The organism is Burkholderia savannae, from assembly GCF_001524445.2.
Taxonomy (GTDB): domain Bacteria; phylum Pseudomonadota; class Gammaproteobacteria; order Burkholderiales; family Burkholderiaceae; genus Burkholderia; species Burkholderia savannae.
In genome coordinates, this window is the sequence record NZ_CP013418.1 from 1,556,069 (window position 1) to 1,575,169 (window position 19,101).

The 19,101-nt window shown below is 62.5% G+C and carries 18 protein-coding genes and 3 pseudogenes; 12 read left to right on the plus strand and 9 right to left on the minus strand.

The genetic code is table 11. The features are described 5' to 3' along the window. Positions 1 to 5: 5 nt before the first annotated feature. Positions 6 to 2,096, minus strand: a complete 2,091-nt coding sequence (gene uvrB, locus WS78_RS28015; protein WP_059574449.1) for an excinuclease ABC subunit UvrB — start codon at positions 2,094 to 2,096, stop codon at positions 6 to 8. Between the two features lie 291 nt (positions 2,097 to 2,387). Here uvrB and WS78_RS28025 point away from each other — a divergent pair, with 291 nt between their 5' ends. Further along, positions 2,388 to 3,587: an amino acid aminotransferase gene (locus tag WS78_RS28025; RefSeq protein WP_038748148.1), complete on the plus strand. Its 1,200-nt coding sequence runs from the start codon at positions 2,388 to 2,390 to the stop codon at positions 3,585 to 3,587. A 204-nt stretch (positions 3,588 to 3,791) separates the two neighbouring features. On the opposite strand, the gene WS78_RS28030 is transcribed toward WS78_RS28025, so the two are convergent. Continuing rightward, on the minus strand, positions 3,792 to 4,580 hold the full coding sequence (locus tag WS78_RS28030) for a 3-hydroxybutyrate dehydrogenase (RefSeq protein ID WP_060819792.1): 789 nt from the start codon (positions 4,578 to 4,580) through the stop codon (positions 3,792 to 3,794). Positions 4,581 to 4,767: 187 nt separating this feature from the next. On the opposite strand from WS78_RS28030, the gene WS78_RS28035 reads away from it, so the two are divergent. Both WS78_RS28035 and WS78_RS28040 read left to right on the plus strand, forming a co-directional pair. Next, complete coding sequence (locus WS78_RS28035) at positions 4,768 to 5,739, plus strand: potassium channel beta subunit family protein (RefSeq protein ID WP_038744514.1); 972 nt, start codon at positions 4,768 to 4,770, stop codon at positions 5,737 to 5,739. Positions 5,740 to 5,876: 137 nt separating this feature from the next. Next, on the plus strand, positions 5,877 to 6,722 hold the full coding sequence (locus WS78_RS28040; RefSeq protein ID WP_038744515.1) for a 23S rRNA (adenine(2030)-N(6))-methyltransferase RlmJ: 846 nt from the start codon (positions 5,877 to 5,879) through the stop codon (positions 6,720 to 6,722). 14 nt (positions 6,723 to 6,736) lie between these two features. On the opposite strand, the gene WS78_RS28045 is transcribed toward WS78_RS28040, so the two are convergent. From WS78_RS28045 to WS78_RS28065, 5 genes and pseudogenes are all read right to left on the minus strand, one after another. After that, positions 6,737 to 7,045, minus strand: a complete 309-nt coding sequence (locus WS78_RS28045) for a hypothetical protein (protein ID WP_052145007.1) — start codon at positions 7,043 to 7,045, stop codon at positions 6,737 to 6,739. 154 nt (positions 7,046 to 7,199) lie between these two features. Next, a complete protein-coding gene (locus tag WS78_RS28050; RefSeq protein ID WP_081989347.1) occupies positions 7,200 to 7,346 on the minus strand; it encodes a DUF3563 family protein in 147 nt (48 codons plus the stop codon). A gap of 219 nt (positions 7,347 to 7,565) precedes the next feature. Further along, positions 7,566 to 7,970 carry a Cu(I)-responsive transcriptional regulator gene (cueR, locus tag WS78_RS28055; RefSeq protein WP_038744516.1) on the minus strand — a complete coding sequence of 135 codons (405 nt, stop codon included), beginning with the start codon at positions 7,968 to 7,970 and terminating at the stop codon, positions 7,566 to 7,568. 385 nt (positions 7,971 to 8,355) lie between these two features. Continuing rightward, positions 8,356 to 9,114, minus strand: coding sequence for an IS21-like element helper ATPase IstB (gene istB / locus WS78_RS28060; protein WP_059580329.1), 759 nt, complete (start codon positions 9,112 to 9,114; stop codon positions 8,356 to 8,358). 15 nt (positions 9,115 to 9,129) lie between these two features. Continuing rightward, positions 9,130 to 9,915: pseudogene (locus WS78_RS28065) on the minus strand (Mu transposase domain-containing protein); the annotation flags it as partial. A 53-nt stretch (positions 9,916 to 9,968) separates the two neighbouring features. Between WS78_RS28065 and WS78_RS28070 the strand changes: the two are divergent. The 4 genes from WS78_RS28070 to WS78_RS28085 all read left to right on the plus strand — a co-directional run bounded on the left by WS78_RS28070 (position 9,969) and on the right by WS78_RS28085 (position 13,216). Then, the gene (locus tag WS78_RS28070; protein ID WP_156432289.1) at positions 9,969 to 10,229 is read left to right on the plus strand and encodes a DUF5372 family protein; all 261 of its coding nucleotides are present in this window, start codon (positions 9,969 to 9,971) and stop codon (positions 10,227 to 10,229) included. A gap of 176 nt (positions 10,230 to 10,405) precedes the next feature. Next, the gene (locus WS78_RS28075; RefSeq protein ID WP_059581540.1) at positions 10,406 to 10,858 is read left to right on the plus strand and encodes a helix-turn-helix domain-containing protein; all 453 of its coding nucleotides are present in this window, start codon (positions 10,406 to 10,408) and stop codon (positions 10,856 to 10,858) included. 35 nt (positions 10,859 to 10,893) lie between these two features. Then, positions 10,894 to 11,145 carry a hypothetical protein gene (locus tag WS78_RS28080; RefSeq protein WP_059581537.1) on the plus strand — a complete coding sequence of 84 codons (252 nt, stop codon included), beginning with the start codon at positions 10,894 to 10,896 and terminating at the stop codon, positions 11,143 to 11,145. Beyond that, complete coding sequence (locus tag WS78_RS28085; RefSeq protein ID WP_059581534.1) at positions 11,135 to 13,216, plus strand: recombinase family protein; 2,082 nt, start codon at positions 11,135 to 11,137, stop codon at positions 13,214 to 13,216. Before WS78_RS28080 ends, WS78_RS28085 begins: the two co-directional genes overlap by 11 nt. Positions 13,217 to 13,225: 9 nt before the next feature. Here the strand turns inward: WS78_RS28085 and istA are convergent. Then, positions 13,226 to 13,987: pseudogene (gene istA, locus WS78_RS28090) on the minus strand (IS21 family transposase); the annotation flags it as partial. Between istA and tnpA the strand changes: the two are divergent. The 4 genes from tnpA to WS78_RS28110 all read left to right on the plus strand — a co-directional run bounded on the left by tnpA (position 13,965) and on the right by WS78_RS28110 (position 17,053). Further along, complete coding sequence (tnpA, locus tag WS78_RS28095) at positions 13,965 to 14,573, plus strand: IS66-like element accessory protein TnpA (protein WP_226377246.1); 609 nt, start codon at positions 13,965 to 13,967, stop codon at positions 14,571 to 14,573. The pseudogene istA and the gene tnpA sit on opposite strands and share 23 nt — an antisense overlap. Before the next feature lie 32 nt (positions 14,574 to 14,605). Beyond that, on the plus strand, positions 14,606 to 14,914 hold the full coding sequence (tnpB, locus tag WS78_RS28100) for an IS66 family insertion sequence element accessory protein TnpB (protein WP_348982041.1): 309 nt from the start codon (positions 14,606 to 14,608) through the stop codon (positions 14,912 to 14,914). A 30-nt stretch (positions 14,915 to 14,944) separates the two neighbouring features. Further along, positions 14,945 to 16,498 carry an IS66 family transposase gene (tnpC, locus tag WS78_RS28105; protein WP_059584212.1) on the plus strand — a complete coding sequence of 518 codons (1,554 nt, stop codon included), beginning with the start codon at positions 14,945 to 14,947 and terminating at the stop codon, positions 16,496 to 16,498. Positions 16,499 to 16,792: 294 nt separating this feature from the next. Continuing rightward, positions 16,793 to 17,053, plus strand: coding sequence for a hypothetical protein (locus tag WS78_RS28110; protein WP_045598729.1), 261 nt, complete (start codon positions 16,793 to 16,795; stop codon positions 17,051 to 17,053). A gap of 9 nt (positions 17,054 to 17,062) precedes the next feature. Here the strand turns inward: WS78_RS28110 and tnpC (WS78_RS28115) are convergent. Continuing rightward, positions 17,063 to 17,779 (minus strand): annotated as a pseudogene (tnpC, locus tag WS78_RS28115) (IS66 family transposase); the annotation flags it as partial. A gap of 85 nt (positions 17,780 to 17,864) precedes the next feature. On the opposite strand from tnpC (WS78_RS28115), the gene WS78_RS28120 reads away from it, so the two are divergent. Beyond that, a protein-coding gene (locus tag WS78_RS28120) for an IS3 family transposase (protein ID WP_394335868.1) occupies positions 17,865 to 19,000 on the plus strand; the annotation gives its coding sequence in 2 pieces (ribosomal slippage) (positions 17,865 to 18,120 and positions 18,120 to 19,000; 1,137 coding nt in all). Positions 19,001 to 19,101 lie beyond the last annotated feature (101 nt).

Here is a 19,101-nt window from a genome sequence, read left to right on the forward strand (position 1 = left end):
AGCCCTCACTCGACCCCGCTCACGTGATCGCCCACGTTCGCGCCGAACAAGCGCTCGCGCAGCAACGCGAGCTGGTCGCGCGTCTGCGCGGCTTTCTCGAACTCGAGATTTTTCGCGTAATCGGCCATCTGCTTCTCGAGCCGCTTGATCTCCTTCGCGATCTGCTTCTCGGACATGTCCTCGAGCTTCGCGCGCTGCTGCGCCTCCTTCAGCTCGGCGCGCGCTTCGTCGACGTTGTAGACGCCGTCGATGATGTCCTTGATCCGCTTCACGACGCCGCGCGGCGTGATGCCCATTTTTTCGTTGTACGCGATCTGCTTCGCGCGGCGCCGCTCGGTCTCGTCGATCGCGCGGCGCATCGAATCGGTGATCCGGTCCGCGTACAGGATCGCCTTGCCGTTCACGTTGCGCGCCGCGCGGCCGATCGTCTGGATCAGGGAGCGCTCGGCGCGCAGGAAGCCTTCCTTGTCCGCGTCGAGAATCGCGACGAGCGACACTTCGGGGATATCCAGGCCTTCGCGCAGCAGGTTGATCCCGACCAGCACGTCGAATGTGCCGAGCCGCAAGTCGCGAATGATCTCGACCCGCTCGACCGTGTCGATGTCGCTGTGCAGATAGCGGACCTTGACGCCGTGATCGGCGAGAAATTCGGTCAGCTGCTCGGCCATCCGCTTCGTGAGCACGGTGATCAGCACGCGCTCTTCCGCCTTCACGCGCTCGGTGATCTCGGACAGCACGTCGTCGACCTGCGTGCTCGCCGGCCGCACCTCGATCCCCGGATCGACGAGCCCCGTCGGCCGCACGACCTGCTCGGCGGTCTGGCCGGACACGCGCTGCTCGTAATCGGCGGGCGTCGCCGACACGAACACCACCTGGCGCATCTTGCGCTCGAACTCCGGGAACTTGAGCGGCCGGTTGTCGAGCGCCGACGGCAGCCGGAACCCGTAATCGACAAGATTCTCCTTGCGCGCGCGGTCGCCGTTGTACATCCCGTTCAGCTGGCCGATCAGCACGTGCGATTCGTCGAGCAGCATCAGCGCGTCGGACGGCAGATAGTCGACGAGCGTCGGCGGCGGCTCGCCCGGCGCCGCGCCGGAGAAGTGCCGCGAATAATTCTCGATGCCCTTGCAAAAGCCGAGCTCCTGCAGCATCTCGAGGTCGAAGCGGGTGCGCTGCTCGAGGCGCTGCGCCTCGACGAGCTTGCTCTCGCGATGGAAGAACTCGAGGCGATCGCGCAGTTCGTCCTTGATCGTCTCGACCGCCCGCATCACGGTCTCGCGCGGCGTCACGTAGTGCGACGACGGATAGACGGTGAAGCGCGGAATCTTCTGGCGCACGCGCCCCGTCAGCGGATCGAACAGATGCAGCGAATCGACCTCGTCGTCGAACAGCTCGACGCGCACCGCCATTTCCGCGTGCTCGGCCGGGAAGATGTCGATCGTGTCGCCGCGCACACGGAACGTGCCGCGCTGAAAGTCCTGCTCGTTGCGCGTGTACTGCATCGCGATCAGTCGCGCGATCACCTCGCGCTGGCCGATCTTGTCGCCCGTGCGCAGCGTGAGGATCATCTGGTGGTACTCGGACGGGTTGCCGATGCCGTAGATCGCCGACACCGTCGCGACTATCACGACGTCGCGACGCTCCATCAGGCTCTTCGTCGCCGACAGCCGCATCTGCTCGATGTGCTCGTTGATCGACGAGTCCTTCTCGATGAAGAGATCGCGCTGAGGCACATACGCTTCCGGCTGGTAGTAGTCGTAGTACGACACGAAGTACTCGACCGCGTTGCGCGGGAAGAATTCGCGGAATTCCGCATAGAGCTGCGCGGCGAGCGTCTTGTTCGGCGCGAACACGATCGCCGGGCGGCCGAGCCGCGCGATCGTGTTCGCCATCGTGTAGGTCTTGCCCGAGCCCGTCACGCCGAGCAGCGTCTGGAACGAAAGGCCGTCCTCGACGCCTTCGACCAGCGTCGCGATCGCGCTCGGCTGGTCGCCCGAGGGCAGGTAAGGCTGGTATAGCTGGAACGGAGATTCGTCGAACGTCACGAATTTCGATTCGTCGAGATCGTCGCGGGTGTCGGGATGATGTTCGGACATGTGGATGCGAGGGCGGCGGGCCGAAGCGGAGCAAAAGATCATTCTAGCGCGTCGACGCTCGGCCGGCTCCGCCCCGCCGCGCTCGCGATTCGCAGGCCCGATGCGCAAAAAAGCGCGTGCGCGGCCGCGACATTGACCGAAAGGAGACGTCGAATTCGCTACAATGATGCGTTGCCGCGCTTCGCTTTTCGCGCCGAGCCGCCGCCCTTTGCCGCGCTTCGCCTCACGGCCCGCCCGGTCCGCATCGGCGCCCGAAGCTGACCCTCTTTTCACAACTGCTGCGAATCAATCATGTCGCTCTTCTCCGCTGTCGAACTTGCCCCCCGCGACCCAATCCTGGGCCTGAACGAAGCCTTCAACGCCGATACGCGCCCGACCAAGGTGAATCTGGGCGTCGGCGTCTACACCAACGAGGACGGCAAGATTCCGTTGCTGCGCGCGGTGCGCGACGCGGAAAAGGCGCGGGTGGAAGCCGGCCTGCCGCGCGGCTATCTGCCGATCGACGGCATCGCGGCCTATGACGCCGCCGTGCAGAAGCTGCTGCTCGGCGACGATTCGCCGCTGATCGCGGCCGGCCGCGTCGTGACGGCGCAAGCGCTCGGCGGCACGGGCGCGCTGAAGATCGGCGCGGACTTCCTGCGCACGCTGAATCCGAAGGCGAAGGTCGCGATCAGCGACCCGAGCTGGGAAAACCACCGCGCGCTGTTCGAAATGGCGGGCTTCGAGGTCGTCGCGTATCCGTACTACGACGCGAAAACGAACGGCGTCAACTTCGACGGCATGCTGGCCGCGCTCAACGGCTACGAGCCGGGCACGATCGTCGTGCTCCACGCGTGCTGCCACAACCCGACGGGCGTCGACCTGAACGAAGCACAATGGGCACAGGTCGTCGAAGTCGTGAAGGCGCGCAAGCTCGTGCCGTTCCTCGACATCGCCTATCAAGGCTTCGGCGAGAGCATCGAAGCCGACGCGGCGGCGGTGCGCCTCTTCGCGGCGGCGGATCTGAACGTGTTCGTGTCGTCGTCGTTCTCGAAGTCGTTCTCGCTGTATGGCGAACGCGTCGGCGCGCTGTCGATCATCACCGACAGCAAGGACGAAGCCGCACGCGTGCTCTCGCAGTTGAAGCGCGTGATCCGCACGAACTACTCGAACCCGCCGACGCACGGCGGCGCGATCGTCGCCGCGGTGCTCGCTTCGCCGGACCTGCGCGCCTCGTGGGTGCAGGAATTGGGCGAAATGCGCGACCGCATCCGCGCGATGCGCAACGGCCTCGTCGAGCGCCTGAAGGCGGCCGGCATCGAGCGTGACTTCGGCTTCATCAACGCGCAGCGCGGCATGTTCTCGTACTCGGGCCTGACGTCGGCGCAAGTCGACCGTTTGCGCGAAGAGTTCGGCATCTATGCCGTGAGCACGGGCCGGATCTGCGTCGCGGCGCTCAACACGCGCAACCTCGACGTCGTCGCGAGCGCGATTGCCACGGTGCTCAAGTAAGCCGGACGCCGACGCCGCGGCCTTTGAGCCGCTGCGGGGCTGCACCGCCGGAATGAGAAACGCGCTCCTGATGGAGCGCGTTTTTTATGGTCGTGTGCGGCGCGAGCCGCGCGTCGTCAACCGCGGGCGGGCGCCAACGCGAGAACCAAGGCGAAACGACGCGAAGCCGAGCCGCGGCCCGACACTCGCCGTTTCGGACACGGCTTACTGCATGAACCAGCCGTGGCTGACGACAAACGACTGGCCGGTGAGCGCCGCGCTCGGGAACGCCGACAGAAACAGCACCGTCTTCGCGACGTCCTCGACGGTCGTGAACACCCCGTCGACCGTCTGCCCGAGCATCACCTTCTTCACCACTTCCTCCTCGCTGATCCCGAGCTCTTTCGCCTGCTCCGGAATCTGCTTGTCGACGAGCGGCGTGCGCACGAAGCCCGGACACACCACGTGCGAGCGCACGTTGTGCTTCGCGCCTTCCTTCGCCAGCACGCGCGCAAGCCCCAGCAGCCCGTGCTTCGCCGTCACGTACGCCGACTTCAGCGGCGACGCCTCGTGCGAATGCACCGAGCCCATGTAGATCACGACGCCGCCGCGATCGTCCCGGTACATGTGCTTGAGCGCGGCCTTCGTCGTGAGGAACGCGCCGTCGACGTGAATCGCCTGCATTTTCTTCCAGTCGGCGAACGCGTAGTTCTCGATCGGATTGACGATCTGGATGCCCGCGTTCGACACCAGAATGTCGACCGAGCCGAACGTCTCGGCAACCTTGTCGATGCCGGCGTTGACCGCGTCCTCGTTGGTCACGTCCATCGCGACGCCGATCGCCTTGCCGCCCGCCTGCTTGATCTGCTCGGCCACCGCGTTCGCGCCGTCCTGATTCAGATCGGCGATCGCGACCGCCGCGCCCGCACGCGCGAGCTCCAGCGCGATTTCCTTGCCGATGCCGCTTGCCGCGCCCGTCACGACTGCAGTTTTGCCGTTCAAGTTCGAAGTCATTCCCGAAGTCTCCATCAGTTAAGTCAATGAAAGCATCGCGTCCGGCATTCATCCAGTCGGCCGAGCGGCATAGGCCGAATGGCAGGCTGTCGCCGCGCGGCCGACATTGCTATTGTGCATGAACGAGGCCGCGCGCCGCGGTCAAACAGGCTAAGCTTGTTGTCGGTCACGCTCGATCGGAGGCGATATGAACTACCGAAGGCTGGGACGTTCCGGATTGCAAGTCAGCGAGTTGTCGATCGGTTCATGGGTCACCTATGGCAACCAGGTCGATCGTCGTGCCGCGCGAGAATCGCTGGCTGCCGCACGCGACGCCGGCGTCAACTTCTTCGACAACGCCGAAGTGTATGCGGGCGGCAAATCCGAGGAAATCATGGGACATGCGCTGAAGTCGCTCGGCTGGCCGCGCATCAGCTACGTGGTTTCGACGAAGTTCTTCTGGGGGCTCGCGGAAGCGCCGAATCAGTACCACACCCTCAACCGCAAATACCTGCTGAACGCGATCGACGCGTCACTGCAACGTCTGCAGCTCGACTACGTCGACCTCGTGTTCTGCCATCGCCCCGATCCGAATACGCCAATCGAGGAAACCGTGTGGGCGATGAGCGACATCATCGCGCGCGGCAAGGCGCTCTACTGGGGCACGTCCGAATGGAGCGCCGACGAGATCCGCGCCGCATACGAAATCGCCGAGCGGCATCACCTGCGCAAGCCGACGATGGAGCAGCCGCAATACAACCTGTTTCATCGCAAGCGCGTCGAGCAAGAATATAGGCGCCTCTATGAGGATTTCGGAATGGGGCTCACGACCTGGAGCCCGCTAGCGTCTGGGCTGTTGACTGGAAAATACCGGCACGGGGTTCCCGCCGGCAGCCGAGCCGAAATTCACGGCTACGACTGGCTGCGCGCACAATTGACGGACCCGGCGAAGAACAGCGTCGTCGAAGCGCTCGGCGAGGTAGCGCGCGACCTAGGCTGCAGCGTCGGCCAGCTCGCGCTGGCTTGGGTGCTGAAGAATCCTCGCGTCAGCACCGTAATCACCGGCGCGTCGCGTGTCGAGCAAATCATCGAGAACATGCGCTCGCTCGACGTGGCGGCAAAGCTCACGCCGGACGTCAAGCAGCGGGTCGAGCAGCTCGTCGGCGATGCCTACCAGTAGCCGCACGGCAGACCGAATCGCATACTCGCGTACAATACGCGACCGCATCTGCCAGCCATGCCAGCAGGCGTTGCGACATCATTCGCACGTCCCGCCGCTCGGCCGATTTCCACGTCTCGCTCCGTATTTCTCTCGCCATGCTCAGCTATCGTCACGGCTTTCACGCCGGCAACCACGCGGACGTCCTCAAGCACGCCGTTGTCGTGCAGTTGCTGCGTCATTTGAACAAGAAGGACAAGTCGTACTGGTACATCGACACGCACGCAGGTGCAGGCGTCTACTCGCTCTTCGACGGTTATGCGGCGAAAACCGGTGAGTTCAGTACGGGGATCGAAAAAATTTGGGATGCGGCGGATCTGCCCGAAGCACTGGCCAACTATGTCGACGAAGTCCGCGCGCTGAACAGCGGCGGCGAGCTGCGCTACTATCCGGGCTCGCCCTATCTCGCATGGCGAATGATGCGCGAACAGGACCGGATGCGCCTGTTCGAGCTGCACACTACCGAAATCGACGTGCTACGACACAATTTTCGCGATGCGGGGCGACGCGCGATGATCTACGCCGGCGACGGATTCGAAGGCATCAAGGCGCTGCTGCCACCGCCGCCGCGACGCGCGCTCGTGTTGATCGACCCGTCATACGAGGACAAGCGCGACTATGCAAAGACGATCACCTGCGTGGAAGAAAGCCTGAAACGATTTGCAACGGGATGCTATGCGATCTGGTATCCACAGGTGAGCCGCCCCGAATCTCAGAAATTCGCCGATCATCTGAAACGACTGCAGCCGAACAACTGGCTGCATCTGAGCTTGACTGTGAGCCGTCCTCCTTCTGACGGCTATGGCCTGTTCGGCAGCGGAATGTTCATCCTGAATCCGCCATATACGCTGATCGACTCGATGAAAGAGACTCTCCCGTATCTCGTCGAAAAGCTTGGGCAAGATGGCGGCGCGACGTTTGCGATCGAGCACCGCGGCAACTGACTTCGCGCTGTTTACTAATGCGGCGCGGGAGATTTGAGCGGAACGGCCGAATTCGGCACTGCGATGTACGGGATGATCACCATCGGCGCCGTTGAACCGGAAGACAGTTCCGTCATCGGCGCAGGTTGCGCAGGCGCGACAATCGAAGCATGCGATAAGGGCGCGTTCTGCAGCACGATACCGCCCTTACCGTCGTGAATGCCGCTTTGCGTGTCCAAGATCAGCGGCGCACCACCGTTTGCTCCAGCAATCGCAGCCGTTGCGATGCCGCATAGTGCGACGCAACCGATCGCGAAGCAGAAAAAGCGCTTGACGACTTTCATCCGGCCCCCGTTTCAGACGACGCTGATTGTACGCCGATAGGCTACGATATCTGTACTGGACGTTTCCAGCTTATGAAAAGACAAAGCCCCGTCAATACGGGGCTTTCCTTTACTCGCGCACTAAGCGCGTGACGCAACGTCTTGCCGCTTCGAGTTACAGCGAGTAGCCGTTGGCTTCCAGCGAACGGATGCGCTGTTCGAGTTGAACGATGTCGCTCGACGATGCCAAGTAGGCTTCACGGCGGTCGCGCTCTGCAGCTTCAAACCAGTTGCTCAGCTTTTCGATGATGTAGGCAAACATGTTGTCTCTCCAAGGAAGGTTGAGATCCCCTGGTGAATCGACTTCAGGGATATCCCGTATAGGGTTAACCCGATTATAGCCTGATTGCACCAACTTGCCAGTGAAATGCTCGAATGTGATGCATGCCGATTTGGAATAGATCAAACAATTCCAACTTAAGCGTCTGATTTTTGAGGCACTTTCGTAGTCCGCTGCGCCAGAATCCCACGTCAGAATGCACTATTTTGGGTCACAGCAAGGGTTAGCCAAGCGCTCCAAAATGGGGCAATCCGGTCGGTCATCTCCACTGCAATGCGCGGCAAGGTTCGCAAGCGTGTTCCGCATATCGGTAAGCTCGGCGATCCGGCCGTCAAGTTCGGCCACGTGCTCGATCGCAATCGCTTTGACTTCGGCGCTCGCTCTCGAGCGATCTTGCCAGAGCGCCAGCAGTTTCCGGATGTCGTCGACGAGAAACCCCAGCCGTCGCGCCTGCCGGATGAAGCGGAGCAAGTGGATTTCTTCATCGTGGTAGACGCGGTATCCCGAATCGGTACGCTTCGCCGGATTGAGAAGGCCTACGCTTTCGTAGTAGCGGATCATCTTTGCGCTGACGCCCGTTGCCTTTGCGGCCTCTCCGATGTTCACAATTCGCTCCAGACAGAATCACGACTCGAATGTTAGCGCGTTCTGCCAAATATCTTCTTCGCCGTCCGGCTGCGGCTTGCGCTGAAGTCAGGCCCCCGACCAGGGGTATCGCACGACGAACGAGAACCAGAACTAGGCTGACAGCGAAGCATCCGGAAGTTACTGCTCGATGGAGTAAGCGCCTCACGGCGACCGTCGTAGACGAGGGCGAGAAGCGACATCAAAGTGGTGCCCATCATTTTCGATTTGATGGACATCACTGCGTATTCCACGCAAACCGAACGCTCATTCCACGCTTAAGCGAACGCCCATTCCACGGTTATCCGAACACGCATTCCACGCGCAAGCGAACGCTGCGGACGTGGCGACGCGGGCCTGAGCGTTTTTACTCCGACACCTCCTTGCTGGTCAAACCATTTCGGCGCTTGCGCATCGATTCGCCGGCGAGCGTGAGGCGATGGGCGTTGTGAACGAGTCGGTCGAGGATCGCGTCGGCGAGCGTCGGGTCGCCAATGGCGGCATGCCAGTTCTCGATGGGGATCTGACTGGTGACGATCGTCGAGTGGGAGCCGTGCCGGTCGTCGAGCACCTCGAGCAGGTCGCGCCGCGCCTGATCGGACATCGGCGCCATCGCGAGATCGTCGAGCACCAGGACGTCGGTTCGAGCCCACTGCGCGAGCAGCCGGGCATAGCGGCCGGCGCCGTGCGCGATCGCCATCTCCTCACTGAACTTCGGCATGCGCAGATAGCCAGCCGAGTAGCCCTGCCGGCAGGCCTGGTTCACCAGAGCGCACGCCAACCAGCTCTTGCCGAGCCCGGTCGGCGCGACCAGGATCACATTCTGCCGCTCCCGAATCCACTCGCCGGTCAGCAGCCGGGCGAGCAGCGTCCGGTCCAGGCCGCGCGACGAACGGTAGTCGATGTCTTCTGGCACGGCGCCGGGGAAGCGCAGCTTGGCGCGGCGCAGCCGCGCCGTGAGCAGGAGCGAATCGCGCTCGCTGGCCTCGCGCTCGACGAGCAGCCCGAGACGCTCCTCGAAGCCGAGTTGATCGATGCTGGCCTGCGATTGCTGCTCGGCCAGCGCCGCTGCCATGCCGAACAGGCGCAGCGTATGGAGCTTCTCGACGGTCGGATGATGCAACATGATGACGATCTCCAGTCAGTGGTAGTAGGATGGTCCGCGCACGTTCGCGTGCACGAGCGGCAACTCGGCCTGGGCGGCGGCCGTCTCGGCCTTGCTTTCCAGACCGTTCTTCAGCGTCGACGCAATGAAGCGGTAGTTCGACGCTTTCAGATCGATGGCGCGGCTGCAGGCGGCCTCCAGCCGCGTGGCCCCGTAGTCCTTGCCCAGCCGCAGCACACCCAGGCAGGCGCGGTAGGCTTGCTCCGGGTGTTGGCGGCCACTGAGCAGGTGCTCGACGACGGCGGCGGTGTGCGGACCGATACTGGCTGCCCATTTGAGCAGGCGTTGCGGGTTCCACTCGGTGGTGGCCACCCGGTGATTCGGCGGCATGTGCGCGGCGATCGTGCTGTGATGGCCGCGCCGCTCACTGCGGGCATGCGCGGCAATGCGCTGGCCGCGATGGAAGATCTCGACGCTGGTCCTGGTGTAGCGCACGTCGACCTGTTCGCGCGCGTAGCGGTACGGCACGGAGTAGAAGTGCTCGACGACTTCGACGTGGTAGTCGATCCCGACGCGCGCGAGCTTCCACTGGGCGAACTGATACGGCCGCTCGGGCAGCGGCCGCAACGCCGGGCGATCGAGTTCCTCGAAGGCACTGCGGCGACAGCCGGGCAGCTTCTTGAACGGCTTGTTGTTCAAACCGACGAGCAGTGTGGCGATCGCGCGGTTCGCTTCATCGAGGCTGAACAGGCGCTGGTGGCGCAGCCGCGCCAGAATCCAGCGCTGAACGAGGAGCACCGATTGCTCGACCTTCGCCTTATCGTAAGTCAGCAACTGCTTGTCGTGACGACGGTTGCACGGCCGTAACGGTCGAGATCACCCATCCCTTTCACCCGCGACGCGGTACACGAATCCAGCTGGCTACCCGGCGCATCAACTGGGGAGAGGACCGCGTCATGTTCTACGACGAACATGGCCAGCTGGTATCGATACTGGCCTCATGGACGAACGTGGATGAGCCGGACGCGTTCGCGCAGGCTGCGGCGGGGCGCTCCGCCTTTCGTGTCGACGACCTTCGGAGGCTGCGCGCGCTAATCGACGACCTGAGGCCGGAGGTCCTGGGGCGTGTCAAGTAAATTACGCCGCCAATGTAAGTTAAATTACGCCGCATCAGATTCGCGTGAGCGCGACGTGCGTAGCAATATACCCACAATATCGCGATTTGGCCGGCGCATTCGATTGCGCGCCGACCTTGACATTGACGTGTGTGCGGCATATTTTAGATTACACACTTTGCACCGGTGCAGCGATCTTGACCAAGCCCGATCCAAAGCTGGAACGTCTCAGGCGCCTCGGGGTACTGAATCCCCATCCCGAGAGGGTGCAGGCTTCCTGGTTCCAGTCGAGCGATTTTTTCGACGCCCGCGACTTGATTCAAGTCAAGTACGAGATGCTGCGCCATGTCAGCGTCGACGGCGCATCGAAGGCCGATGCTGCGGCCCTGTTCGGCATGTCACGGCCAACCTTCTATCAGGCCGAGGCCGCGTTTGCTCGCGATGGCTTGGCAGGACTCGCTCCGAAGCAGCGTGGGCCCAAGGGAGCGCACAAGCTCAATTTCGAGGCGATGGCGTTCGTCGAACGACATCTCGAAGGCGATGGCGCGATTCACGCCCGGGCGCTAGCCGAGCAACTGGAATCCGAGCTCGGCATCTCTGTCCACCCCCGCAGCATCGAACGCGCAATCGCGCGCAAAAAAAAACCGTAGAGCCAACCGTTGCCGCCGTCCCCTTCGCGCAAGCCTTGACCGCCGCTTACGAGGCCCTACGCGATGCGGTGATCGACGGCACCCCGCGCGCCGAGGGCGCCGCAGCGCTGCGCTATCACGGGATGCTGCATGGACTTCCTGTACTCGTGAAGTCAACGGCGGCCATAGACGCTACCTCGCGTCACCAGGCGCAGCGTATGGACGCCTTTCCGGCTGGCGACGAGTTTGTGCGTTTGCTGGCCAACCTCGTTCTACGGACCCATTCGGAGCTCGCCCATGTCTACTGAACGGTATCAGAAGGTTACGCACGACCACTTGCGCCGTGATGCCTTCCTCTATGTGCGGCAATCTTCACTACGCCAGGTCTTTGAGAACACCGAGAGTACGAAGCGCCAGTATGCTTTGCGTGAGCGCGCCGTGTCACTGGGCTGGCCCATCGAACGCATCCACGTTATCGACACCGATCTTGGGCTGTCCGGTGCAAGCGCAGAACACCGGGACGGGTTCCAGCAACTGGTTTCGGAGGTCGCCATAGGCCACGCCGGCATCGTACTCGGACTTGAGGTATCTCGTCTGGCGCGCAACAACGCCGATTGGCATCGGCTCATCGAACTTGCGGCACTGACCCACACCCTGATTCTGGACGAAGACGGGGTCTATGATCCGGCTTACTTCAACGACCGCCTGCTGCTCGGCCTGAAGGGAACCATGAGCGAGGCGGAGCTGCACGTGCTGAACGCGCGGTTGCAGGGTGGGATGCGCAACAAGGCGCGACGTGGCGAACTCGAACTGCCACTTCCCGTCGGGCTGGTCTACCATCCAAACGGATCGGTTGTGCTCGACCCCGACCAGCAAATCCACGCGAGCCTGCGACTGCTGTTCGATACCTACCGGCAAACGCACTCGGCAAGCATGGTGGTACGCCGCTTCCGTCGCGAAGGCTGGTCCTTCCCGCGCCGGATCCGCCGCGGCATCGGCAAAGGCGAAGTGCACTGGGGCGCACTGAACACATCGCGTGTTCTACAGATCCTCCACAATCCCCGATATGCCGGTGCCTTTGTGTACGGTCGGACGAGAATTGGACGCAAAGCCGACTTGACGAGCACGCAACTCAAGGTCGCGCAATCCGACTGGCAGGTTCTCATACGAGACGCCCACATCGGTTACATTGACTGGGACGAATTCGAGCGCAATCAGGTGACGCTTAGGCAAAGCGCGAATGGCTTCGGTTCGCTCGTGCGAGGTACGGTCCCTCGCGAAGGGGACGGACTGCTGCAGGGGCGCGTCATCTGCGGTATTTGCGGCAATCGCATGCGTGTGCGCTATCAGAAGGTAAGCGACAGGATGGAGCCGTACTACGTATGTCACGACGTCGCTGCTCACGATGCGGGCAAACCATGCCAGTCGATACGTGGGCGTGCGATCGATGATGCAATCAGTGCGTTGCTCCTGGAGACAGTTGGGCCGGCAACCATCGAAGTGGCGCTCGCAGTCGAGGACGAGATCGCCGGACGTATTGAGCAGGCCGATTCCATGCGTCTGAAGCAACTGGAACGCGCACGATACGAAGCCGAACTCGCCCGCCGTCGCTACATGAATGTCGATCCAGCGAACCGGATGGTTGCCGATGCGCTGGAAGCCGATTGGAACGATCGCCTACGTCGACTTGACGTGCTGCAGCAGGAACACGATCGCCAACGCCGGTCAGACCAGGATCTGCTTGGAGATGAGGCTCGTGCGCGTATCCGCGCTCTTGCAGATGACTTCGCCGCCGTCTGGAACGATAGGCGCGTCGAATCCATCGAGCGCAAGCGAATGCTCGGACTGCTTATCGAAGACGTCACTCTTGTGAAGTCAGAGAAGGTCTCGATCCACGTGCGTTTCCGGGGTGGCCGGACGACTTCACTGGCGGTCGACAATCCCAGGCCGATGGCACTTGTACGCAAGACACTACCGGCCGTCGTGACGGTTATCGATGAGCTTCTCGAAACGTGTACCGATCAGCAGGTCGCCACGCGACTCAATGAACTTGGATATACAAACTGGCAGCAGCAAGCATTTACCGCCAGGAAGGTTGCGCTGGTGCGGACCACCTATGGATTGCCGAGCCGATTTGAGCGACTGCGCTCGCGCGGTCTGCTTACCGGCGCCGAGCTCGCCGCGCAGTTCAAAGTGAGCCAGACCACCATCCATCAATGGGGTCGCCAAGGACTTCTACGGCGGCAGGTTTACGGGCATGATCACCGCTGTCTGTACGAACCTCCGGGGAATGTCCTGCTCGTAAGAGGCGCGGGTGGACGCAAAGCAACACAAGCAACCTTCATCGCCGCTCCAACTACCGGACAAGGTGCAATGTGAAACCTACTCCTTGTCCCGCGGGCGCCGGCTGCGTGCTGGGATGATCGCTACGCCGTAATACGCGGCCATCTCGCCGTAAGTGCGATTCAGAATCGGATCGTAGAAGTCGGGCTTGTGCACGCCGGACTTCAGGTTGTCCGGCACGACAATCTCCACGCAGCCGCCAAGGAACGTGAAGGCCCGGACGTGCGAGCCGATCCAGTCCTCGAGCTGCTGGCTCCACGTCGCTTCCGCGTACGTGTAGTTCGATGCGCCGAGCGTCGCGACGAACAGCTCGGCTTCGCGGATCTCGCCGGTGTGCGGATCAACGATGCCGAGCTTGTTGCCCGAGTAATCGACGAACAGCTTCTCGCCGGGCGCATGGGTCTGACGCAGCGTCACCGGCAGAGTCGCCGCCCAACGCTCGTAATGCTCGCAGAACCAGCTGTAGCCGTAGCCATCGGGCTCCTGGGCCTTGTACTCGTTCCACAACAGATCGAGCGTGACACCCTTCTTGCCCAACTCGCGATGCACCGTCGGCCAATCGGGCTTCGGGCGCTCGCGGTTCGACGGCGGCGCCGGCGGGAACAGCAGTGCCTCGAGCGCCGCGTCGTCCATCGCCGTCGCCCGTTCGTAGCTCACTTGCGCCCGTCTGGCCCGATCCAGGTACTCCCAGACCGTCGCCTTGGACGCGCCAATCGTGCGCGCGATTTCGCTTTGGCTGCGCTCGCAGACAAACCGCAGGCGCAGCACCTCTTTGATCTGACGCATGGATAACCTTGTTCTTGGCATTCGTGGCACCCTGGACCAAATCGTCCAGCGTGCCATGGTTATCCCGCATCGCCGCCGTCCTTCCTACCGTTCGCTTACGCGTGGAAAGTGCGTTCGGTTTGCCGTGGAATCAGCGTTCGGTTTGTCGTGGAAACTGCGTTCGGTTTGCTCTGGAATCCGCGTTCGCTTTGGCCTGGAATACGCAGACATCACCGTGACAGAGCCGGAAGCCAAGCCCGGGAGCCGCAAGGGGCGCCCAAACTATGATCGCGAGTTTCGACGCCGTCTTGCGGCCGCGGCATGCGAGCCGGGTGCTTCGGTCGCAAAGCTGGCGCGCGAGAATGGCATCAATGCAAACATGCTGTTCACGTGGCGGCGTCACTATCGCGAGCAATTGCTGGCCCAAACGACGTCGCTGATTCCGGTGGCGGTGGTCGATGAAACGCCGGCGCAGCGCGTGACCATGCCCTCGGAAGCTCGGGCAGTGGGCAACCGCACTACTCGAGCCGGGACAATCGAGATTCGATTCGGTGAGGTGGTCGTCAAGGTGGACGGCATTGTGGACGCCGACACGCTACGTGTTGTACTGGGGAGCATGCAATCGTGATCTCTCTTCCCACGGGTACCCGAGTCTGGCTGGTGGCCGGCGTCACCGACATGCGCTGCGGATTCCAAGGGCTGGCGGCGAAGGTGCACACGGCGCTCGAGGACAATGCGCTCAGCGGCAACGTGTTCATCTTCCGGGGCCGGCGCGGCGATCTCGTGAAGCTCATGTGGGCAACCGAGGACGGGCTCTGGCTTCTTGCGAAACGGCTTGAGCGTGGTCGTTTCGTCTGGCCGCAGGCCGATGGCGGCAAGGTTCATCTGACGGCAGCGCAATTGTCCATGTTGCTCGAAGGCATCGATTGGCGGCAACCGCGTCGCACCGCTGCACTGTCGATGTTGTAAACCGAGCAGAAGGCTCGTAAACTGCGCCGCATGTCGAACGGCGCCGAACTTCCTGACGATGTTGAAACGCTGCGAGCATTGCTGCTCGAGGCTCGTGCTCAGCTTGCCGAGCGCGATCTGGAGATCGAGCAACTCAAGGCTCAGCTCGACAAGCTTAGGCGCATGCAATTCGGACGCAAGTCCGAGCAGTTGGACCGCGAGGTTGCACGGCTAGAAACAGCGCTCGAGGACCTGACGGGCGAGCGTGGCGTCGCCGATGTGCGGCGCGCCCGCCAATCAAGCGCAAGCACGCCTGTGAGCGACGCATCGCCGAAAGAAGCGCTGCCGCCGCATCTGCCACGCGAAGAACGTGTACTGGAGGCTGACGCAACGTGTCCGAAGTGCGGCAGCGCAATGCAGCCGCTCGGAGAAGACGTGTCCGAGCAGCTCGCCCGCGTCGCGGCGGTGTTCAAGGTGATTCGTACGATCCGGCGCAAGACGGTTTGCCCGTGCGGCCACCACTTCTCGCAGCCGGCGATGCCCGGCCTGCCGATTACGCGCAGCATCGCCCATCCGAGCCTGCTGGCCGACATCCTCGTCTCGAAGTACGCCGACCACGCCCCGTTGTACCGCCAGTCGCAGATAGCCGCGCGCGACGGCGTGAAGCTCGACCCGGCCAGCATGGGCCGCTGGGTCGGCCAGTGCGAGGCCCTTTGCGATGCGCTGACCGAGGCACTGCGCCGCTACACGGTGGCGCCGTCGAAGCTGCACGCGGATGACACGCCTATCCCGGTACTCGAGCCGGGCAAGAAGAAGACGAAGACGGGGCGCCTGTGGGTGTATGTGCGCGATGACACTCGTTCGGGCTCGACCGAACCGGCCGCAGTGTGGTTTGCTTACTCGCCGGACCGCAAAGGCATTCATCCCCAGACCCACCTGGACGGATTCAAGGGTATCTTGCAAGCCGACGCCTACAGCGGCTTCAACGAACTGTACGAGAGCGGCAAGATTCGCGAGGCGGCATGCTGGGACCACGCGAGACGGTACATATACGACGTGCATGCCCGAACGCCTGCCGAGGCGACCCGGGAGGTGCTCGAGCTGATCGGTGCACTTTACGCGATCGAGGCCGACATCCGCGGCAAACCCGCCGCGCAGCGGCTGCGCGTGCGCCAGGAGAAAAGCATCCCGCTGCTCGCGGCCATCAAGACGTGGATGACGGACAAACTCGCGACGCTGTCGAAGAAATCCGAATTGGCCAAAGCGATCCATTACTCGCTTAATCAGTGGGATGCCCTCGTGCTGTACTGCGAAGAGGGCCGTGCCGAGATCAGCAACGCCCTGGCCGAAAACGCGTTGCGCTGTGTGAGTCTGGGTCGAAAGAACTTCTTGTTCGCCGGCTCCGACAGTGGGGGGAAACGGGCCGCGGCGATGTACAGCCTGATCGGCACGTGCAAGCTGAACGGGATCAACCCGCGCGCTTACCTCGAATACGTGCTGACCCATATCGCTGATCACCCCATTAACCGCATCGACGAATTACTACCCTGGAACGTGGCAAAAAAGCTGCCAGGGAAGTCTTGCCCACCTGCCTCCACGGGCTGATTGCCAGCGGGCCAACACGAGCGCTCGATAACCAATCATGCCTCACGTGCGCGCCGGATTGCGGACGGCCTTCGCGAGGCGCTTACTCGATGGAAAACATCTGGCCACCGGCTCAAGACGGAATAAGTATCGCCGTCGCTCCGAAAAGGCTCGCCAGTGACCAAGGCGCTCACACCGCGAAACGCGTGGAGCAGATCGGCGGTAAGCGCTAAATCCGCCACACGTCGTTAGGTGACGTGTTACCGGGTAACATGTTTCGAATCGATAGTTACCGGGTAACGAAGGAGATGCGAGATGACGCAAACGACGGCGCAGCGGCAGGCGGCTTATCGGGCAAGGCGCGAGACGGCAGGCAAGGACGGCAACGGTGATCGACGTCTGGATATGTGGGTGAGCACGGAAGCGTATCTTGCTCTGACGCGGTTAGCTCGCCGTTACTCGGTAACGAAGCGCCAGATGCTGGAACGGTTGATCGCGCGGGCAGACGACGCGATTGTGCGCCGACTCGATCCCGATTCGGAACAGTGGGACCAATACTTCGGCCCAGCGCGGTAGCGATCGGAGTTACCCGGTAACGGCTTGCTGTCGAGCGAAGTTGAACGGTAGCAGGTCGCCAATATCGGCATCCGGTGCGCGCTGCGGCAATTCGGTCAGCACGTGCAGCAGATAGGCATGGGGATCGACGCCACAGGCTCGACACGTGAGCATCAGGCTGTAGACCATCGCGCTCGCTTTCGCGCCGTCGACCGTATCGCTGAAGAGCCACGACTTTCTCGCCGTGGCAAACGGCCTGATGTCGCGTTCGATGACGTTGTTGTCTATTGCAAACCGGCCATCGTCCACATAGCGACTCAGGTAAGGCCATTGCCGGAGACAGTAGCCGATCGCCTCGCCTAGCAGGCTCTTGGGCAGAACCTTCGGCGCGAGCTCGTCGAGCCAACTCTTGAAGGCGTTTAGCAACGGCACGCTGTGCTGTTGGCGCAAGCGGTACCGGTAATCGGCCAGCGTCTCGCCTTCGGGCAACGTCTGTTTGGCGAGCGTCTCGACCTGGTACAGCGCCTGGAAGAATTCGAGCGCCTTCGTGATGCGGGGGCTCGGTTTGTTCTTCTGCCCCTTGAGCGCATCCGTGAACATCCGGCGTCCATGCGCAAGGCATCCGAGGTGCGTGGCCGATTTGACCGTCCGCCACGCAGGCCAGCCGTCCGTCATCAGCGTGCCCGCGTAGTCTCCGAGGAACTCCTTCGGGTACTGCTGGCCACGCCCCGGCTGGTACTCAAACAGAGGTGGCCGCGCAAATTCGGACAGTCGGGTAAGTGGAATGCCCGGGGCCTGAGCCAGCGATAATGCAGGCAAAGGAACCGGAAAGATGACGAAGAGAACCCGACGGACGCACTCAGCGGCGTTCAAAGCGAAAGTGGCCCTGGCGGCGGTCAAGGGCGAGCGCACGCTGGCCGAACTGGCGCAGCAGTTCGATGTGCACCCGAACCAGATCACGGAGTGGAAGCGGCAACTGCAGGAGCGTGCGGCGGATGTGTTCGGCGCGGCCGCTCCACCGTCGAACGAGCCGCCGGTGGACGTGAAAACGCTGCACGCGAAAATCGGACAGTTGACGCTGGAGAACGATTTTTTGTCAGGAGCGCTCGGCAAAGCCGGACTGCTGAGCGCAAAGCGATGATTGACCGTACGCATGCGCTGCCGGTTTCGCGACAGACGCGACTGGTTGGCATCGCGAGATCGAGCGCGTATTACCGGGCGCAGCCAGTGAGCGAGGCGGACCAGTTGCTGATGCGGCGGATCGACGAACTGCACATGGAGTTTCCGTTTGCCGGAGCGCGGATGCTGGCGCGTCTGTTGCGCCGGGAAGGCTATGAGGTCGGCCGCCGCCGCGTGCGCACGCTGATGAAACGCATGGGCGTGGAAGCGCTGTACTGCAAGCCGAACACGAGCCGACGCAATGCGCAGCACAAGATCTGGCCGTACCTGCTGCGCGGCATGAAAATCGCCCGGGCCAATCAGGCGTGGGCACTGGACACGACATACATTCCGATGGCGCGAGGCTTCGTGTACCTGACGGCAGTAGTGGATTGGTCAAGTCGCAAGGTGCTCTCGCACCGGGTGGCGATCACGCTGGAAGCAGTGCACGCCGTCGAGGCGCTCGAGGAAGCGTTCGCGCGCTACGGGCTGCCGGACATTGTGAACACCGATCAGGGCAGCCAGTTCACGGCGGGCGCGTTCACCGAGGCCGTACTGGGTCGAGGCGTGCGGCTGTCGATGGACGGTAAAGGGGCCTGGCGCGACAACGTGTTCGTCGAACGCGTGTGGCGCAGCGTCAAGTACGAAGAGGTTTACCTGCGAGCTTACGAGTCGGTCAGCCATGCCCGGCGCTCCATCGGCGACTACATCGAGCTGTACAACCGAAAACGGCCCCATTCGAGCCTGGCGGATCGGACGCCGGATGAGGCATACTTCGCGACGCTGCCTGCGATCAAATCGGCAGCATGATTGCCTCGGACGTTCCACTTAAAAATCTCAGAAAACTGTCCGAACGAGTGAGGCCACCTCTGGGGGAGATTGGGAGGGGACATGCGCTCAACGATAGCGAA